19 protein-coding genes are annotated in these 17506 nt (G+C 40.8%); 15 read left to right on the top strand and 4 right to left on the bottom strand.

The window, feature by feature from the left end:
• Positions 1-40: 40 nt before the first annotated feature.
• Both I6N90_RS23440 and I6N90_RS23435 read right to left on the bottom strand, forming a co-directional pair.
• Positions 41-199 (bottom strand): hypothetical protein, encoded by a 159-nt coding sequence (locus I6N90_RS23440; RefSeq protein ID WP_197938236.1) that lies wholly within the window; start codon positions 197-199, stop codon positions 41-43.
• Between the two features lie 79 nt (positions 200-278).
• Positions 279-479, bottom strand: coding sequence for a hypothetical protein (locus I6N90_RS23435; RefSeq protein WP_197938235.1), 201 nt, complete (start codon positions 477-479; stop codon positions 279-281).
• Positions 480-914: 435 nt separating this feature from the next.
• Here I6N90_RS23435 and I6N90_RS23430 point away from each other — a divergent pair, with 435 nt between their 5' ends.
• Together I6N90_RS23430 and I6N90_RS23425 are read left to right on the top strand one after the other, a co-directional pair.
• Positions 915-2687 carry an ABC transporter ATP-binding protein gene (locus tag I6N90_RS23430; RefSeq protein WP_197938234.1) on the top strand — a complete coding sequence of 591 codons (1773 nt, stop codon included), beginning with the start codon at positions 915-917 and terminating at the stop codon, positions 2685-2687.
• Positions 2684-4420, top strand: a complete 1737-nt coding sequence (locus I6N90_RS23425; protein ID WP_197938233.1) for an ABC transporter ATP-binding protein — start codon at positions 2684-2686, stop codon at positions 4418-4420. Before I6N90_RS23430 ends, I6N90_RS23425 begins: the two co-directional genes overlap by 4 nt.
• Positions 4421-4745: 325 nt before the next feature.
• On the opposite strand, the gene I6N90_RS23420 is transcribed toward I6N90_RS23425, so the two are convergent.
• Positions 4746-5276 carry a transposase gene (locus I6N90_RS23420; RefSeq protein WP_197938232.1) on the bottom strand — a complete coding sequence of 177 codons (531 nt, stop codon included), beginning with the start codon at positions 5274-5276 and terminating at the stop codon, positions 4746-4748.
• 240 nt (positions 5277-5516) lie between these two features.
• Here I6N90_RS23420 and I6N90_RS23415 point away from each other — a divergent pair, with 240 nt between their 5' ends.
• From I6N90_RS23415 to rsmI, 10 genes are all read left to right on the top strand, one after another.
• A complete protein-coding gene (locus tag I6N90_RS23415; RefSeq protein WP_197938230.1) occupies positions 5517-5708 on the top strand; it encodes a sigma factor G inhibitor Gin in 192 nt (63 codons plus the stop codon).
• Between the two features lie 128 nt (positions 5709-5836).
• Positions 5837-7372: an aminotransferase class I/II-fold pyridoxal phosphate-dependent enzyme gene (locus I6N90_RS23410; RefSeq protein WP_197938228.1), complete on the top strand. Its 1536-nt coding sequence runs from the start codon at positions 5837-5839 to the stop codon at positions 7370-7372.
• Between the two features lie 111 nt (positions 7373-7483).
• Complete coding sequence (tmk, locus tag I6N90_RS23405; RefSeq protein WP_197938226.1) at positions 7484-8122, top strand: dTMP kinase; 639 nt, start codon at positions 7484-7486, stop codon at positions 8120-8122.
• A 101-nt stretch (positions 8123-8223) separates the two neighbouring features.
• Positions 8224-8553, top strand: a complete 330-nt coding sequence (locus I6N90_RS23400) for a cyclic-di-AMP receptor (RefSeq protein ID WP_197938224.1) — start codon at positions 8224-8226, stop codon at positions 8551-8553.
• Positions 8554-8568: 15 nt separating this feature from the next.
• Entirely contained in the window at positions 8569-9012 is a 444-nt protein-coding gene (locus I6N90_RS23395; RefSeq protein ID WP_197938222.1) for a YaaR family protein, read from the top strand.
• 33 nt (positions 9013-9045) lie between these two features.
• A complete protein-coding gene (holB, locus tag I6N90_RS23390) occupies positions 9046-10023 on the top strand; it encodes a DNA polymerase III subunit delta' (protein ID WP_197938220.1) in 978 nt (325 codons plus the stop codon).
• 3 nt (positions 10024-10026) lie between these two features.
• A complete protein-coding gene (locus I6N90_RS23385; RefSeq protein ID WP_197938219.1) occupies positions 10027-10830 on the top strand; it encodes a PSP1 domain-containing protein in 804 nt (267 codons plus the stop codon).
• 89 nt (positions 10831-10919) lie between these two features.
• Entirely contained in the window at positions 10920-11291 is a 372-nt protein-coding gene (locus I6N90_RS23380; RefSeq protein WP_442950985.1) for an initiation-control protein YabA, read from the top strand.
• 159 nt (positions 11292-11450) lie between these two features.
• Positions 11451-12119 (top strand): tRNA1(Val) (adenine(37)-N6)-methyltransferase, encoded by a 669-nt coding sequence (locus I6N90_RS23375; RefSeq protein WP_197938244.1) that lies wholly within the window; start codon positions 11451-11453, stop codon positions 12117-12119.
• Positions 12116-13009: a 16S rRNA (cytidine(1402)-2'-O)-methyltransferase gene (gene rsmI / locus I6N90_RS23370; RefSeq protein WP_197938215.1), complete on the top strand. Its 894-nt coding sequence runs from the start codon at positions 12116-12118 to the stop codon at positions 13007-13009. Before I6N90_RS23375 ends, rsmI begins: the two co-directional genes overlap by 4 nt.
• A 134-nt stretch (positions 13010-13143) precedes the next feature.
• Here rsmI and I6N90_RS23365 read toward each other — a convergent pair whose 3' ends face one another.
• On the bottom strand, positions 13144-13398 hold the full coding sequence (locus tag I6N90_RS23365) for an AbrB/MazE/SpoVT family DNA-binding domain-containing protein (protein WP_054025791.1): 255 nt from the start codon (positions 13396-13398) through the stop codon (positions 13144-13146).
• Positions 13399-13667: 269 nt separating this feature from the next.
• Here I6N90_RS23365 and I6N90_RS23360 point away from each other — a divergent pair, with 269 nt between their 5' ends.
• The 3 genes from I6N90_RS23360 to I6N90_RS23350 all read left to right on the top strand — a co-directional run bounded on the left by I6N90_RS23360 (position 13668) and on the right by I6N90_RS23350 (position 17359).
• On the top strand, positions 13668-14966 hold the full coding sequence (locus I6N90_RS23360; protein WP_197938213.1) for an HD domain-containing protein: 1299 nt from the start codon (positions 13668-13670) through the stop codon (positions 14964-14966).
• Between the two features lie 15 nt (positions 14967-14981).
• Positions 14982-15761, top strand: coding sequence for a TatD family hydrolase (locus I6N90_RS23355; protein ID WP_197938211.1), 780 nt, complete (start codon positions 14982-14984; stop codon positions 15759-15761).
• A gap of 449 nt (positions 15762-16210) precedes the next feature.
• Entirely contained in the window at positions 16211-17359 is a 1149-nt protein-coding gene (locus I6N90_RS23350) for a ubiquitin-like domain-containing protein (RefSeq protein WP_332262508.1), read from the top strand.
• Positions 17360-17506 lie beyond the last annotated feature (147 nt).

Below are 17506 nucleotides of genomic sequence, written 5' to 3'. Positions count from 1 at the left end.
GCCATAGGAATGTGCATGTTGGCTATGCCAATGCACATTCCTATGGCAACGTTCTTCTCCCTATTGGGAGAGTATCTAACCCTTTTGATCGAAGTAACTCGGCGTAGCTGACCCGGTTTTTAGCGGAAGGTTTAGATGCCGACCGTGAAGTAGCTCGAGATGCTGGTTCATCCGGTGCGGAATGGCCGTTGCCAAGCACGAATAAACTACCGCATCTAACTGCGGTAGTTTTTTTGTGCGTACAGAAATGTGCATGTTGGCTATGCCAATGCGCATTCCTACGGCAACGTTCTTCTCCCTACTGGGAGAGTATCTAACCCTTTTGATCGAAGTAACTCGGCGTAGCTGACTCGGTTTTTAGCGGAAGGTTTAGATGCCGACCGTGGAGTAGCTCGAGATGCTGATTCATCCGGTGCGGAATGGCCGTTGCCAAGCACGAAGAAATTACTATCAGCCCACTCCTCAATGTAAGTTCTCATTCTAATACCTCAATCTAAGTGCATATATCCCACTATTTACTGAGGAAGGTCAATAAGTACTTCTTTTAAGCGTAAAAATACGCTTATAATTATGAAACTCCTCGTTTATTCTTTTTCTAAACGTAAAAATACACTTATTAGCCCGAGTTCTTAGTCATTCAGATGGGGTAGGGTGATTCACCGGTTGTGGAATGAACGTTGCCAAAAACGAAGAACCCTATACCACGCACCAAACCCACCAAACCCACCAAACCCACCAAACCCACCAAACCCACCAAACCCACCAAACCCACTAATTACGAGACTACCGCTAATCTTGCAGTAGGCTTTTTTGTAACACTTAGCTAAATATATTTACGACAACATCATTGACATTATTATACATAACAATTAGTATTTGATTTTAATGGATAGAAAGAGATGGGAGTTTGGGATATGGGGAATAGTGGTGAAAGGAATCAATCCTACTGGTGGACATTGTCGTTTCTTTATCCTTATCGCAAAAAGTTAGGTATCGTTTCTCTATGTGGTATGTTGGCAGTTGCAAGTGAAACTATCACACCCAAAATTATTCAGTTTCTAATTGATGACGTGTTAGTAAATAAAGATACTACCTTATTCGTGTGGCTTATCGTTATTCTTTGTATCATTAATGTGCTTATGCTTGTGGCAAAAAATATTGGTAATCTAAAACAACGTGAAATATCAGAGTTGGCTTCAAAGGGATTGCAAAGTGCAATATTTTCACATCTCAGAAATCTTGGATTCGCTCATTACGAGCGGCATCCAGCCGGCGAAACTTTATCCATGTTTAATTCGGAAGTAGCCTCTGTTCAACGTATGTATCGCAGAACTTTACCTGCTGTTATTGAAAACTTTATGTTTGCTGTAGTAGCGATTTGTATTTTGATAAGCATAAGCGGCTTATTATCACTTATGATTATACCGACAATGGGGCTTTACTATTTGATTGGACCCTATTTTGAAAAGAAGGCAGTTAGTTACGGTCGAAGAACTGGAGAAGCGCGTATTAAGTATAATCAAAAAATTTATGAAAGTATTTCTGGGTTAAGAGAGTTTCGAGCGTTCCGATCACAGGATTGGTATCATGCCCGTACATATGAAAACCACAATAATTGGGCTCGAACCCATCTTGCAAATGCAGGTTATGGATTTGCAAGAGGTAGTGTACGCAGACTTTCTTTTTACATAGGGGCTATTGGCGTATTTTATTTAGGTTACATCGGAATTATTAATAATTGGTTAACCTTAGGAGAATTTGTTGCTTTCAGTATGTTATTTATGACGACCATATATAAACTTACGATTTTAGTTACACTACTCACTGAGCAACGAATGATTATTGAACAAATCGATCCCCTATATCAATTTATGCAGACACCGATAGAAATTAAAGAATCGGATTCGCCAATTGTGCTGGATGAAGTGAAGGGTAATGTCCATTTTGAAAATATACACTTTGCTTATCCAGATCAACCTCCAGTGTTAAAAGGGTTTAACTTGCATATACGAGCAGGGGATAAGGTGGCTTTTGTAGGAGCAAGCGGAGGGGGGAAAACGACTTTATTCAAAATGATTGGTAGATTCTATGACCCTAGTTCAGGAAATATCAAGATAGATGGTGCGCCCATTCACGAGCTTACATTAAGTCAGCTTCGAGGTTCTATTGGGTACGTGTTTCAAGAAACATATCTGTTTGGTTCATCTGTGAAAGAAAATATTCGTTTTGGCAAACCAGAAGCAACGGATGATGAGATTGTAGCTGCTGCAAAGTCAGCTTATGCACATGATTTTATTATGGAATTACCTGAGGGCTACGACACTATTGTAGGAGAAAGAGGGATGAAACTATCCGGTGGACAGAAGCAGCGAGTTTCAATAGCTCGCATGTTTATTAAGCAACCTGCAATTATTTTACTCGATGAGGCAACATCTTCTCTAGACAATGTAAGTGAAGCTGAAGTACAGAAGGCACTTGATGAGATTTTAATTGGTAGGACGACGATTGCGATTGCACACCGGTTGTCGACAGTAAAACATTTCGATACTCTAGTTGTTGTTCAGAATGGAGTAGCTGCGGAGATAGGCAGTTATGACGAGTTAATTGCACGTAAAGGATTGTTATATACGCTAGAGCAGGGTGAAAACAAACAAGATACAGTGCTCACACAGGAGGTATCCTCATGAAAAAGTATATAACCTTTATTTATGTGCATACGATTCCTGTTATAAGATGGGCTGGTCTAGTCGCCTTGTTGTACATTATTGTTGAATCTGTTTCCCTTCTAGCACTTGTATATATTCAGCGGAATTTGATTGATCAGGTATTTGTTGAGAAACAATATGATTTATTGCCTACTATTTTGTCTATATTCGGTCTGACAGGTCTAATTTATGCACTCATGTTTATTATCACTAGCAGAAGACTTGTCAAAAATGAGTTTGCTGTTAGCCATGCTTTACTTCGCAAATTGCTTGTTCGGATGGAGAACTTGCCTATTGCACGTTTTAATAAGGAAAGAACGGGGAAATATGTACAGTCGTTAACGCATGAGTTGTTTCATTTATCTAGCTTTTTAGGTTATGAAATGCCAAGAGGATTGCAAAATATTCTTCAATTTTTATTGTTGGTTGTAGTTATAGGTATAGCTAGTCCGCTCCTCCTACTCCTAGTGCTGGTGATGTGTGCTATATATATTTTAACGGCTATTCATTTCATGCCTAAGCTTAAAGGAGCTGCAAAGCGAGTAGCAGAGAAACAAGCAGTACTACTTACCCAAATTGAAGAAGGTGTAGCATCTACGAGAGAGGTTGTCGCTTACCATCGTATGGAGTGGGAGTCGAAACTCTTTCAAAAGATGTTCGGTGAATATTTTGATGAAGTGATGGCGGAAGGAAAAGTTGTAAATAAACAAATGAATAGAAGTGATCCGCTGAAGTGGGGTATAGGTCTACTGGTATTAGCTTTTGGTGGATATCAGCTAATAAATGGCCAAATGTCGCCAGGTACATTTGTTATCGTATTTCAGTTTGCGGTTCAACTATCAGATTCATGTTATTATATCTTCCAATTTTTTATGCGGTTAGCTGGACAACTAGCTTATATGGATCGGATACAGTTAGCTCTTGATACAGAGCAACGGCCAAAAGCTGAGAAGCGGTTAGAAGGACCAATTACAACGATGAGCATCGAAAAGATATCCTTTCGTTATGCAGAAAACTTGCCAGAGGTCATACATCAGTTTTCTGCCCAACTGCCAATAGGTCGCAAAATTGCTTTTGTTGGTACAAGTGGTGGAGGTAAGTCGACGATTGCGCAGCTATTGATTCGTTTCTATCAAGCTCAGCAGGGCGATATTAAAGTTAATAATGTACCGTTATCACAAATTGACTATAATGATTGGTCAAATAAAATAACGATCGTCTTTCAGGACCCGTATCTTTTCTCAGACACCATTCGTGAAAATTTGATGCTTGGGCGTAAGTTCGTAAACGAAGAGGATATGATCGAAGCATGTCGAATTGCACAAATCCATACATTTATTGAGCAGTTGTCAGATGGCTACAATACGAATATCGGTGAAAGAGGCATAAAGCTTTCAGGGGGACAACGCCAGCGAATTGCAATAGCTAGAGCAATATTAGGCAACCCCGAGATCCTTGTTCTGGACGAAGCTACATCAGCTCTTGATCTGGAAACGGAGAGACTGCTTCTATCTGCATTGGAGGAGAAAAGAAAAGGTCTTACAACGATAATGATTGCGCACCGACTTTCAACAATTGAAAATGCTGATATTATTTTCGTTATGGATAACGGAGCATTGGCTGAACAAGGAACTCATCATGATCTTATGAGGGCGAATGGCGTTTATTGCGCTCTACTATCTGCACAACCATATACGAATACGCTAGCCGTATAACGGATTTAAGATGCTATCTTATAAGTAGAGTTTTCTACTTACGATGTAGCGTCTTTTTTCGCATTTTAAATGATTATTCGTAAATAATGTTAAGTGCAGGATTGTATTGCTATAACAAAATTAATAGGATAAATTGGGATTAAAAAAGAATTATTGCTCTATGTATTGAGTTTTTTGGACTAAAGGTTTACATAATTCCAATGCAATATTAGAGGAGACTACAACGATGCCATAATCTCGCTAAAAACAATACGTAATATAAATTTGTCGTTTACAAGCGGTCAGAGTTAATAGAACATATTAATTTGCACACATCAAAATAATGTTATCGATGATAATAAGATGCCTCTTTTGTTTGTAGCCTTAATACACCATCCTTGCGTTGTTTGCGGAACACGAAGGAAAGGAGCATTCTCGGTACAATTAGCCACATATGCCAACAAACTAGACTAATCATCATAGATGCCGATAACCAAGGATACAATAAGGCAATCAAACATAATCCTACCCAGAAAAGCTGGCGATGTACACGACGAAACAGCGACAATTTGATTTCATTAGCCGGTTTGAAGCCGATCCAAGGCGGATTGATACGCCATATCCATTGTCGGTCAACGGCTTCATCGACACGAATAAAGGTAAGCAATAAGATAAGAAGATGAAGAAATTGTACGATAGCAAAACCTAGCAGTGCAGAAAATAATCCATCCATTTGATAGAAGAGCATTTGGAAAGCGACGAAGATAGCTCCAGTAATAAGATGGCTTATAATAAGCTCGGAATGGATGAAGACCCTTTTTACAAGCTGGTATTGATAAATGGTGGCATTTTTTTGTTCGGATAATGATTGTTTCATGTGGAACATCCTTCCCCTAATGTCCTATCTAATGTGCATACCTCATTACATAATATCGGCTTACTTAAACGTTTACTGAACCTTTTATACACACTTCATTACGTTCTGCAATCACCTAATGCCGTCATCCTGCATACGATATACAAATATTTGAAAAAGGTTATGAAACAAGTATATTTCGATAGACTATATGCCATAATAGTAGGTATATATTAAAGGTGATAGAAGGCGGGGATTGTTATGAACGATAATCGCGATCATTATTGTAATATTTGTGGTGAAATGAAGGCGGAAGGTGAAGGCATACGAATTATTTCGGGTTTCATCTGTATTCCTTGTGAGATGGAAATGGTTAAAACAGACGTAAAAGATGCTAAATATCCATTCTTCATTCATCAAATGAAAGCTATATTTATGGAAAAGAATGCGTGAACGGCGGCTGGTGACAGAAGCTGTTCTTTTTTTTTGCGAACTTATGCAATCATTTACGCCTCATACAGACATTCGGTACAATAAAGGAATAAAGTTATTCGTATAGTTGAAAGGAATGTTAAATAGAAATGAAATCATTTCATGCTCCACTTTACGAAATGCTAGTCAGTCATGCTACGACTAAACCAGCTAGCTTCCACGTACCTGGACATCATAATAGCGAGTCTTTGCATCTTCTTGAAAAAGTAAGCGAGCAAACGAAAGAAATAACGGATCGTTTTAAGCCAATAATGGAAATTGATCTTACGGAAATATCCGCGACGGATGATCTCCATCACCCCGAAGGGGCGATAAAAGATGCACAGTCTTTAGCTGCAAAATGTTTCGGGGCGGAAGATACGTATTTTCTTGTAGGTGGTAGTACATCTGGCAATCTTGCATTGCTGCTAACGATATGTACGCCGGGAGATACAATAATCGTACAACGAAATGTACATAAGTCTGTTATTAACGGTTTGAAGCTTGCAGGTGCTACAGCTGTATTTTTGACCCCACAGTTCGATAAAACTACTGGTTTAGCTACAATCCCATCACTTGATCAAGTCGAGACTGCATTAATGCAATACCCTAAAGCTACAGCAGTCTTTTTGACCAATCCAAACTATTATGGAATAAGTATAAAACTTGATGCTTATGCGGATAGTGTCCATCGCAGTGGCATTCCTCTAATAGTAGATGAGGCGCATGGTGCACATTATGGGTTCCACTCGAAGCTGCCACAATCAGCGTTAGCGGCTGGGGCGGATGCGGTCGTACAATCTACTCATAAGACATTACCTGCTCTTACGATGGGTGCGATGTTGCATGTCCAAGGAGATCTTATAGATCGTGGGTCATTAGTTCAGTCACTTTCAATGATACAAAGCTCAAGTCCATCATTCCCAATTATGGCATCGCTCGATATTGCTAGAGCAATGGTGCAAACGTTGGGTTCGGAACTGTTTCAACCTGTATTAGATGCTGTTAATTCATTTAATAGATGGGTAAATAATGAACAATTAATCGTGCGAACAGTTAACTGGGATGAAGAATTAGAGGCGGAAAACATAAGACAACTTGATCCATTAAGGGTGCTGTTATATGACCAAACTGGACATTTATCGGGATATGAACTGCTTAAAGAACTGGAGCAACATGGATGTTGGGCAGAGATGGCAGACCTTCGTTATGTCGTATTAGTAATGGGCATTCATATGACCGAAGTAGAGATTGGAAAGCTTCGGGTAGCAATTACTTCTATTCATAGTAAATATAATAAAAGTGGAGCAATCATCGTTATGGGGACAGGAACAGAAAAGTCATCTTCAACTGAAATTATTTTAAAAGATAGTTCAGGAATAGGAGTTCCAGTTTCATTTGCAAGAGATCATATAGTGAAAAGAGAGATTGCCAGTATGCAACTTCGTCAGTGTGAAGGACTTCAATCGGCAGAAATGATAGTTCCTTATCCGCCAGGAATTCCACTCGTATATGTGGGTGAAAGACTTACTGTTGATACGATTAGTCAAATTGAATCATTAGCTACTGCTGGTGCAAAGTTTCAAGGAGCCGATAACACTGAACTATCGACGATTAAAGTATTTATTGACCAAAAAAGGGACTAAAAAATCGTGTATTTATGCGGGTTTATATGAAAAGTTCGTTGTAGTAGTAGGCTTACCTTTGTTACAATAAAGGGAACAAATCGTATTTCATAGGTTAGGGGCAACTTAGGCTTGAATAGAGGATATTTTATTACTATAGAAGGCGGCGAAGGTGCCGGCAAAACATCACTCATTACACGTCTTGTGAATACACTGCAAGAGAAGGGCATGAGCGTAGTAGCAACAAGAGAACCTGGCGGTATCCCAATTGCAGAAAAAATTCGCACTGTTATTCTCGATACAGAGCATACGATGATGGATGCGAGAACGGAAGCTCTGCTCTATGCTGCATCACGTAGACAACATCTTGTAGAGAAGGTGATTCCAGCTCTTGAAGAAGGAAAGATTGTTATCTGTGATCGATTTGTAGATAGCAGCTTAGCCTATCAGGGTCATGCACGAGGTCTTGGTATGGATGATGTATGGGCAATTAATCAATTTGCCATTAAGGATACGATGCCAATGCTAACCGTATTTATGGATGTAACTCCTGAAGTTGGTCTTGCAAGAATTTCACAAGCAGGAGATAGAGAAATTAATCGATTGGATCTTGAGCTTCATTCCTTTCACGAACGGGTAAGAGAAGGATATCAATTACTGCTTTCGCAATATCCAGAACGTATCGAACTCGTTAATGCAGAGCTCGAGCGGGAAGAAGTGTTTCAAGCGGTATTATCTATCGTAGAACGCCGACTGAAAGAAGTAATGTAACCGATGTAAAACGTACAGCGTTCATAATGATCTCTGTCATTACCGAATGACTAATCATGTGTGTAATAACCTATTCTAATAGTAATCCAGGGGGAATGAAGATGAAATTAGTAATCGCGGTTATTCAGGACAAGGATAGCAACAGATTATCGAACGCACTTATACGTGAAGGCTTCAGGGCAACGAAGCTTGCAAGTACGGGCGGTTTTCTAAGGTCGGGAAATACAACGTTTATGATCGGAATCGAGGATGAGCGTGTGCAGGAAGTATTTCAGGTCATTAGCACGAACTGCAAAGTGCGTGATCAATTAGTTACACCAGTATCGCCGATGGGTGGATCTACAGATTCCTATCTTCCTTTCCCTGTGGAAGTACAAATAGGCGGTGCGGCCGTATTCGTTGTTCCGGTTGAGAGATTCGAACACTTCTGATTGGGTGTGACATAAATGAGAGTTGATCAAGGATGGCGACCACTAGGGCAAAATCGAACGAACACTGATTCAGGTGCAAAGCCTGTTCAGCATACAAGCTTTGCAGATGTAATGGTGCAGCAGGATGCTCAGCGGACACAAGAGCAGCTTAATGCCAAACTGCAAAATATTCATCGGCAAGGAGATCGACTGGCCAAAAATATGACGGTACGGGAGCTAATGCTGTATCGTCAGATGGTGAAGCAATTTCTTGAGGACACGATACGTCGTGGTATAGGACTTAAGGAAGTGCGCGGATTTGATCGAAGAGGAAGAATAAAGCGTTATAAACTATTGGATGAAATTGATGCCACACTTGTAACGATGGCAGAAGACTTGCTTGATAGCGAGCAAGGCAGAATTGATCTCTTGAATAAAATAGGCGAAATACGCGGTATTTTAATAAATTTATTGTTTTAATATGATGGAATAAGAAAGGTAAGGATTGAAGTCATGAGTCTTGAACAAGCTGACGAACAATGGAAGGCGCAGCGAATCTTGAAACATGCCCTTCAGAGCGGTAAAATCTCGCATGCTTATTTGTTCAGTGGACCTTCTGGTACTGGAAAGCTCTCCATAGCACAGAGTTTTGCTAAAGCGTTGTTCTGTACAGCGGATGGCTGGGACGCATGTGGCGAATGTTTGGAATGTCGGAAGTTTGAACATGGCAACCAGTCAAACCTTTTGACCATTGCTCCAGACGGGAATAGCATTAAAATTGATCAAATTAGGGAACTGCAACGTAATTTATCGTATCGCGGTACTGAAGCAGGGCGTACCGTTTATATAATTGAACGAGCGGAGACGTTAACGCTTCAGGCGGCCAATAGTTTGCTTAAATTTTTGGAAGAACCTGTTTCTCCAATTGTTGCTATACTTATTACCGATAATGGACAAGCTGTATTGCCAACTATTCGTTCACGAACACAATGGATTCCATTCCTTCCATTGTCTCCTGATCGGATGCTTGAGCAGTTAATTTCCGAAGGATCTCCAGCACTTCTTGCAAGAGCAGCGGTACAATTATCGTCCGGATTAGACGGGGCTAGACAAATTCTTATGCAGAATGAGTTTGCAGAAATCCGAAACCTAGTGATACAATTAGGCAAGGAGAGTTTGACCCGATTCACCGCGGCGATGATCACTGCCCAGCAACAGCTTTTTAAGACAGATTTATCGCATCAAACAGAACTGTTGCTTTCATTATTAACGCTTTGGTTTAAAGATTTAACACAGATCCAGGCCGGAAGGCAGGACAAGATTGTTTTTATAGATCAGTTAGATTGGTTAAGAAATAACGCCTTCAATCGTTCATTCGCAGGTTGGGTGTCCTGCATGGAGCATATCCTTGAAGCGAGTAAGCGTATACGTGCGAATGTATCGCCTCAGCTCGCGTTTGAGCAACTATTGGTAAACCTACAGGAGGGCTAATCCTTGTATAATGTCATCGGTGTCCGTTTTAAGAAAGCGGGCAAGATCTATTACTTCGACCCGGTCGAGCATCCCGTGGATAAGGAACAGCATGTTATTGTTGAGACCGCACGCGGAATCGAATACGGTAAAGTGGTGGTGGGACAGAAGCAAGTCGGTGAATCGGATGTTGTTCTCCCGCTCAAGAAGGTTATTCGTATAGCTAGCGATGTTGATGGACAAGTTGTTGAAGAGAATCGCTCAGCTGCAAAAAATGCGTTTACTACCTGTCTTGATAAGATTAAGAGTCATCAGCTTCGTATGAAGCTTGTGGATGTCGAATTTACATTCGATCGTAACAAAATTATTTTTTATTTCACCGCTGAAGGACGAGTAGATTTCCGGGAGTTAGTAAAAGATTTAGCTAGCGTCTTCCGAACAAGAATCGAGCTTCGTCAAATTGGCGTAAGGGATGAAGCCAAGATGTTAGGCGGCATTGGCCCATGTGGACGAGTTCTATGCTGCTCTTCATGGCTTGGCGATTTCGAACCTGTGTCTATTAAGATGGCCAAGGATCAGAACTTATCGCTTAATCCTACCAAAATATCGGGCCTATGCGGTCGTCTCATGTGTTGTCTCAAATATGAGCATGACAATTACGAGAGTGTAAGAGAAGAATTGCCGGCTATCGGCAAAATTGTTGTTACGTCTCTCGGTGAAGGCAAAGTGACTGGAATTAACGCATCTACGAAAAGCGTATATGTACAATTATTTGATACACCAGGTAAACCGAAAGAAATGCCGTTTGACGATGTTATCGTAAAATAAACGGTGTAGTGTGATTCTGATAGGTGAGGTAACACTCATGCTTGAAGCTCTGGGGTGGGAACTTGGAGAAGAGGGATATATTTATTCAAATGGATGAATTGGACAAACGGGTTGGTTTGTTTCATGCCGAGCTCCGCGAGCTCAAGCAGAAGGTCAAAGAACTGCTTGAGGAGAATAAGCGATTGAGCATCGAGAACCACCAGTTACGTCAAGTGTTCAAGAGAGAAACGTCCTCTGAACGCGAAGCCGTTCTTGCGACCCAAGCGGGTGCAGGAACAAAAGAAACAAAACCTGATTTAGTCCGTGAAGAAAGTTTCGAAGAAGCTATCGTCGCGGTTGGAGAAGGACATGATAATTTAACGCGGTTGTATCACGAAGGATTCCACATCTGTAACGTATATTATGGACATTTGCGTACAGAAGGTGACTGTCTGTTCTGTCTATCTTTCTTAAACAAATAAGCGGAATCCGTATTGACAGACCGTCCTTACCGCAGAGGACGGTCTTTTTTGAATGCTATATATGTTGTAGGATCAAACCAAGCGTCGAAGGAGAGACATAACGTGTCAGAACATCGATCATTAGAATTGTCGGCAGGCGAGAGAATCGATGATTTATTAATGGATACAGGATTTAAAATTATACAAAGCAGAGAAGTATTTAGCTTCTCTCTAGATGCTGTATTGTTATCAAGATTCGCCAATATTCCGAAGTACGGTCGTATCGCAGATTTATGTACAGGAAATGGAGTAATTCCGATCCTACTCACAGCAAGAACAAAGGCAAAAATCGATGCCATTGAAATTCAACCCCGTCTAGCTGACATGGCAAGACGAAGTGTCGAAATGAACGAATTGGAGCAACAAATTCAGGTTATCGAGCAGGATCTACGCACGTTTCCTAAGGTCGCAGGGAACGGCGTCTATGATGCAATTACCGTTAATCCGCCTTATATGCCAATAACGGCAGGAGAACAAAATGAAAACGAACATTATGCAATTGCTAGGCATGAGATACATTGTACACTTGATGAATTAGCACAGTCGTGCGCGAAGCTACTTCGTCCAGGTGGCAAGCTCGCTATGGTACATCGTCCAACCAGGTTACTCGATATTGTCGAAACTTTGCGAAAGTGGAAGCTGGAACCAAAGCGTATCCAATTTGTACATCCAAATGCTAATGCAGAAGCTAACATGATATTAATAGAAGCAACACGTGATGGAAAACCTGATATTAAGTTACTTCCACCAATTATGGTATACAACGACGAAGGGGTTCAAATCGTATGAATAGACAAAAAAGCTATGCCCCAGCTGTAGATGGAGGGGGAGCTTCCGGAGCGGGTTCGTTATATTTGGTCGCAACACCTATCGGCAATTTGGAGGATATGACGATGAGAGCTATTCGTATCCTTAAGGAAGCTTCCATGGTTGCAGCAGAAGATACAAGGCAAACTCGTAAGCTGCTTACTCACTTTGAGATTCAAACGCGTCTCGTTAGCTATCATGAGCATAATAAAGGCGCGAGCGGACCGGAGCTTATTAGACTTATGCTTGAAGGGCAATCTATTGCATTAGTTAGTGATGCGGGCCTACCGGCCATTTCTGATCCTGGTGCTGATTTAGTTGCTTCTGCAGTTGAACATGGGATAGCTGTAATACCGATTCCCGGTGCCAACGCAGCGTTATCGGCACTCATTATGTCAGGGCTTCCAACGGAAAGATTCCTGTTTGCAGGTTTTCCTCCAAGAGAGAAAAAGTCGCTTGTGAAATGGTTGCAAGAGTTTGCATTAATTAAGGCGACTCTTATTTTTTATGAATCCCCTCATCGGATAACAAAAACGTTGGATATTATGCTAGAACAATTAGGTGACAGGCGTATTGCAGTAGTTAGAGAATTAACGAAAAAGCATGAAGAAGCAATTAGAGGAACAACTTCAGAATGTATCGAATGGTTTGCAGAGCATTCACCACTAGGTGAGTTTTGTATTGTTGTCGAGGGGGCTGACCCTTCAGACGTAAATAAAGCTGACATTGATGGCGCTTGGTGGGCTGAGCTCGATATAGAGGCGCATGTAGCACATTATGAGTCTACAATGGATCGTAAAGAAGCGATAAAGAAAACGGCGGTTGATCGAGGACTGCAGAAGCGGGAAGTTTATAATGAAGTAAATCGCTAATTTGTTAGTGATTCTAATAATGCGCTAGAAAAAAAAGGACCTTCCTGGCCGGGTTCTAGCGCAGGAAGGCGTCAAGGGAATATAAAAAGGTTAGAATTAACAAGTAGGTATAAAATGATTATAACCGATTTTTCTTATTTTGTCACAGGTGTTGGCATTTCTGATAAACAAACATGACAAACTATTTTTCCTTTGAAGTAAGAAACGTTTTCTGCATTACCACAGAAGATACATGCAGGCTCATATTTCTTAAGCATGATGCGCTCGCCATCTACGTAAATCTCAAGTGCATCCTTCTCGCCAATTCCTAGCGTACGACGCAATTCAATTGGAATAACAACACGACCAAGTTCATCAACTTTACGAACGATACCAGTTGACTTCATCATAATCTATCAATCCTCTCACAAAATGTATTTTCGTCATCATTCGACATAGTTTGTAGTTTCTATGTTACTATAATACCAACTCTTCCCAAAACAGTCAACCTAGAATGTTCTACCAGACTCCAATGATTACAAGAGATCGTGGATCATCATAGTTTAATAGCTTTGTAATAGAATACAACAGCTTCGACAATTTGGAAACTATTTTGCGACACTATTCGACAATTACGAGTAGGTATGTGTCAAAATTATGAACAAAAGGAGATGAGAATTTGAGGGAACAAATATCGGAGGAAAAAGTATTTAAAGACCCTGTCCATGACTATGTTTACGTACAGGATCAGACGATCTGGGATCTTATTAATACGAGGGAATTTCAACGTCTACGTAGAATTAGACAGCTCGGCACAACGTATTTAACATTTCATGGTGCTGAGCATAGTCGCTTTTCACATTCGTTAGGTGTTTATGAAATAACTAGAAAAATTATTTCTCAATTTGAAAGAAACAGATACCCGGATTGGCCTCTCGAAGAACGCCTCGTCTCCTTATGTGCAGCACTGCTGCATGATGTCGGTCACGGTCCATTTTCCCACTCCCTCGAAGAAATTTTTGATACAGATCACGAAGAGTGGACCTGCGCAATTTTATTGGGAGAAACGGAAATTAATGAAGTTTTGCGACGCGTTTCAGATGAGTTTCCATTAATGGTATCTTCAGTAATCAAAAAAACGTATCCTAAACCAATTGTTGTAAGTCTTATTTCCAGCCAGATGGATGCGGATCGTATGGATTATTTGCTCCGAGATGCTTATTTTACAGGTGTTAACTATGGTACATTCGATTTGGAACGGATTCTTCGCGTATTGCGCCCCTATAAAGGGCAAATTGTAGTGAAGGAAAGTGGCATGCATGCCGTTGAGCATTATTTAATGTCACGTTATCAAATGTATTGGCAAATTTACTTCCATCCGGTCACCCGTAGTTCGGAAATTATATTGAGACAAATTTTCCGAAGAGCTGCGGAGCTGAACAATCAAGGTTACAGGTTCCGCTGGATGACGAATTCATTAAAAAAACTGCTAAGTAATACACTTAGCTTGCAAGATTATTTGAAGCTTGATGAAGCACATGTTCAAACCGCATTTTCCGAATGGTCAGATGAAACGGATGAGTTACTCAGTGATTTATGCAGACGCTTTATTAATCGTTACTTATATAAGTATGTAACCATTGAAAACCCAGATGAAACATTGCTTGCTGAAGTAGCCGATTCACTCTTGTCGATAGGTCTAAACCCAGACTATCATATGGAGATTGATTACCCGTTTGACCTGCCATATGATGTATATCGACCAGAGCAAAAGAATGGAGAAAAGAGTGGAAAAGCACCTATTTTGTTGTTAGACAGTGAAGATGAGATCAGCGAGATTTCTGTTAAATCCGACATTGTTCGATCCATAACTGGACTTCATCAAGGTCAATATCACTTATATTTCCCTGAGGAACCACTTCTAAAAAATAAGAAAAAACTTCCTGAAAAGATGATTAAATTATTTAAGCTCGATTAAGGAGAACGAACAGAAATGACAAAGCCGTTACTATTTGACACTCACACTCACTTGGATTCTTATAAATTTGACGAAGATCGTGAAGAAGTAATTGAACGTGCACGTGCAGCAGGTGTAGATCTTATGGTTAATATCGGGTTTGACCGAGAAACGATTCCGACGACGATGGCACTTGCTGAGAAATATGAATTTATTTATGCAGCGGTCGGATGGCATCCGGTTGAGAGTATCCATATGAAGCCAGAGGATCTAGATTGGATAGAAGAGCTATGCAGTCACAAGAAAGTGGTAGCGATCGGAGAAATTGGTCTTGACTATCACTGGGATACTTCACCTAAGGAAGTTCAACAACGTGTATTCCGTGAACAAATACGGCTTGCTCGCAAAGTGGACAAGCCCATTGTCATTCATAATCGTGATGCACATGAAGATATTCTCCGCATTCTTAAAGAGGAGAAAGCGTCAGAAGTGGGAGGCGTCATGCATTGTTTTTCTGGAAGCTCTGAAACGGCAAAACAATGTCTCGATATGAACTTTTATATTTCGTTCGGTGGACCAGTTACTTACAAAAATGCAAAGGTGCCAAAAGAGGTACTTGAGTACGTTCCACTAGATCGATTATTGATCGAAACAGACTCCCCATATCTTACTCCTCATCCATTTCGTGGAAAAAGAAATGAGACCTCATACGTTGCACTAGTCGCTCAGGCAGCTGCGGAGATTAAGGGGAAAACGGTAGAGGAAATTGCACTAATTACAACCTCAAACGGTAAAAAATGTTTTGGGATTGAGTGAAAGGCAGTGAAATAACGAGTATTTCGTACCTTTATCGCAAAAAAACTGATTTTAGTCGATGAATTCCCTTGTTTTTCCGAAGATTTCAATCATTTTTAGTGAAAATAGCATTTTATCGCTTCTTTACAACAGAGCTCTGATGAAGGTATGATTCAAATCAGAGCTTTACGTTTTGTATTGGATTTCCAGTTTATCATCCTAATTTGAACCTCAAATTTTCCTCCTCTGCATCCCTATCATGAACACAAAAGTATCTACCACACACGTTGTTCAAACGACGACCTCATCACTAAAAGTTGAATAAACGATACTTCGTCGTCATAGGGTTAATCAGGGAGGTAATGGATCTGCTTTACTGGAGTGCGTGCTTGCACGCCATAATACTATAGTCGCGTCAGTTGTAACATGCGTAACACTTGGCGGCGGGGCTATGAAGGAGGACCGATGAAGTGGGATTAATCCAGGCTAAGGACACCCATGGGAAACGATCATCCAGCATGTCTTTCGCAATGCGATGGAAGCATGGAAACTTGCGTTTGATTATGTTGAGCGCTATAATCTCAATCGCTATGACTTTCATGTTTTTGGTGTTGTTGTACGGAACGGCTGTCAAAAGCGTCTCCGTAGTAGTGAATGGACAAGAAACCATTGTGGAAACGAAACAATGGGTCCTGCAACGCCTACTGGATGAACAAGCTATAACAATAGGACCTCATGATGAGGTGTCTGTCCCGCTCAATGCACCAATAAAGGACGGCGATCGTGTTGAGGTAACTCATGCGATACCAGTAGTTGTAAAGGCTGATGGCAAGACATCAACGGTGTACACGACAGAGAAGACGGTACAGGCGGCGATAGAGGAACTAAATCTATCCCTTCGAAGTGAAGATAAAATAAGCCCTCCGCTTAGTTCAGTTATTAACGCGGAAGACATGGTCACCATTGTTCGAGTCGATACGAAAGTATCGGAGCTCGAAAAAACCGTTCCATTCTCTATCGTGAAGAAAGATGACCCGACGCTTGAACAAGGCAAGGAAAAGCTTGTTCAGACGGGTAAGAAAGGCGTTGTCGTTGAACAAGTTAAGAAAAAGTATGAAGATGGTGTACTCATCTCTAATCAGATGGTCAGTGAAATCGTGCAGACAGCTGCGGTGGATCAGGTCATTGCAGTAGGAACGAAGAAGGAAGAATCCAAGGTAACTATTCTTTCCAATAGTAGTCCAAGCAGCCTTACTTTAACGAAGGGAGATCTTACATTTAAAGCCAAAAAAATGATTAAAAACGTTACATTAACAGCTTACAGTGCTGATGCAACGTCTACTGGCAAAGATGAAGATCATCCTGAATTCGGTATTACTGCATCTGGTACTCGTGTGAAAGAGGGTAGAACCATTGCGGTTGATCCTAAAGTCATTCCTATTGGTTGGTGGGTATACATCGAAGGAATTGGCTTCCGCCGTGCGGAAGACAAGGGAAGTGCCGTAAAAGGGAACAAGATTGACATTTACTTCGAGAGTAATAGTCATGCGACCAAGTTCGGTAAGAAAAAGGGCTATACCGTCTACATCCTTGGGCCAAAAAAGCCAACAGCCAGCTAATAGACTCTAGGCTTTATCTAAGCCAAAAGGATCAATGTAGAATTTTCTTCATCATCAACATATCGTAATGTTCAATTAAATATGCCATCATAGGAAGAGGCACTGCCTCTTCCTTTTGCATGTTTACTTATAGGGAAAAATGCTGAG

This window comes from Paenibacillus sp. GSMTC-2017 (assembly GCF_016019935.1).
Classification (GTDB): domain Bacteria; phylum Bacillota; class Bacilli; order Paenibacillales; family Paenibacillaceae; genus Pristimantibacillus.
This window is presented reverse-complemented; position numbering and strand designations above follow the sequence as displayed.

Coding starts and splice junctions, on each gene's coding strand:
- I6N90_RS23435 (WP_197938235.1), bottom strand. CDS start 479: ATGAGAACTTACATTGAGGAGTGGGCTGATAGTAATTTCTTCGTGCTT.
- I6N90_RS23430 (WP_197938234.1), top strand. CDS start 915: ATGGGGAATAGTGGTGAAAGGAATCAATCCTACTGGTGGACATTGTCG.
- I6N90_RS23425 (WP_197938233.1), top strand. CDS start 2,684: ATGAAAAAGTATATAACCTTTATTTATGTGCATACGATTCCTGTTATA.
- I6N90_RS23420 (WP_197938232.1), bottom strand. CDS start 5,276: ATGAAACAATCATTATCCGAACAAAAAAATGCCACCATTTATCAATAC.
- I6N90_RS23415 (WP_197938230.1), top strand. CDS start 5,517: ATGAACGATAATCGCGATCATTATTGTAATATTTGTGGTGAAATGAAG.
- I6N90_RS23410 (WP_197938228.1), top strand. CDS start 5,837: ATGAAATCATTTCATGCTCCACTTTACGAAATGCTAGTCAGTCATGCT.
- I6N90_RS23400 (WP_197938224.1), top strand. CDS start 8,224: ATGAAATTAGTAATCGCGGTTATTCAGGACAAGGATAGCAACAGATTA.
- I6N90_RS23395 (WP_197938222.1), top strand. CDS start 8,569: ATGAGAGTTGATCAAGGATGGCGACCACTAGGGCAAAATCGAACGAAC.
- holB (WP_197938220.1), top strand. CDS start 9,046: ATGAGTCTTGAACAAGCTGACGAACAATGGAAGGCGCAGCGAATCTTG.
- I6N90_RS23380 (WP_442950985.1), top strand. CDS start 10,920: ATGGATGAATTGGACAAACGGGTTGGTTTGTTTCATGCCGAGCTCCGC.
- I6N90_RS23375 (WP_197938244.1), top strand. CDS start 11,451: ATGGATACAGGATTTAAAATTATACAAAGCAGAGAAGTATTTAGCTTC.
- rsmI (WP_197938215.1), top strand. CDS start 12,116: ATGAATAGACAAAAAAGCTATGCCCCAGCTGTAGATGGAGGGGGAGCT.
- I6N90_RS23365 (WP_054025791.1), bottom strand. CDS start 13,398: ATGATGAAGTCAACTGGTATCGTTCGTAAAGTTGATGAACTTGGTCGT.
- I6N90_RS23355 (WP_197938211.1), top strand. CDS start 14,982: ATGACAAAGCCGTTACTATTTGACACTCACACTCACTTGGATTCTTAT.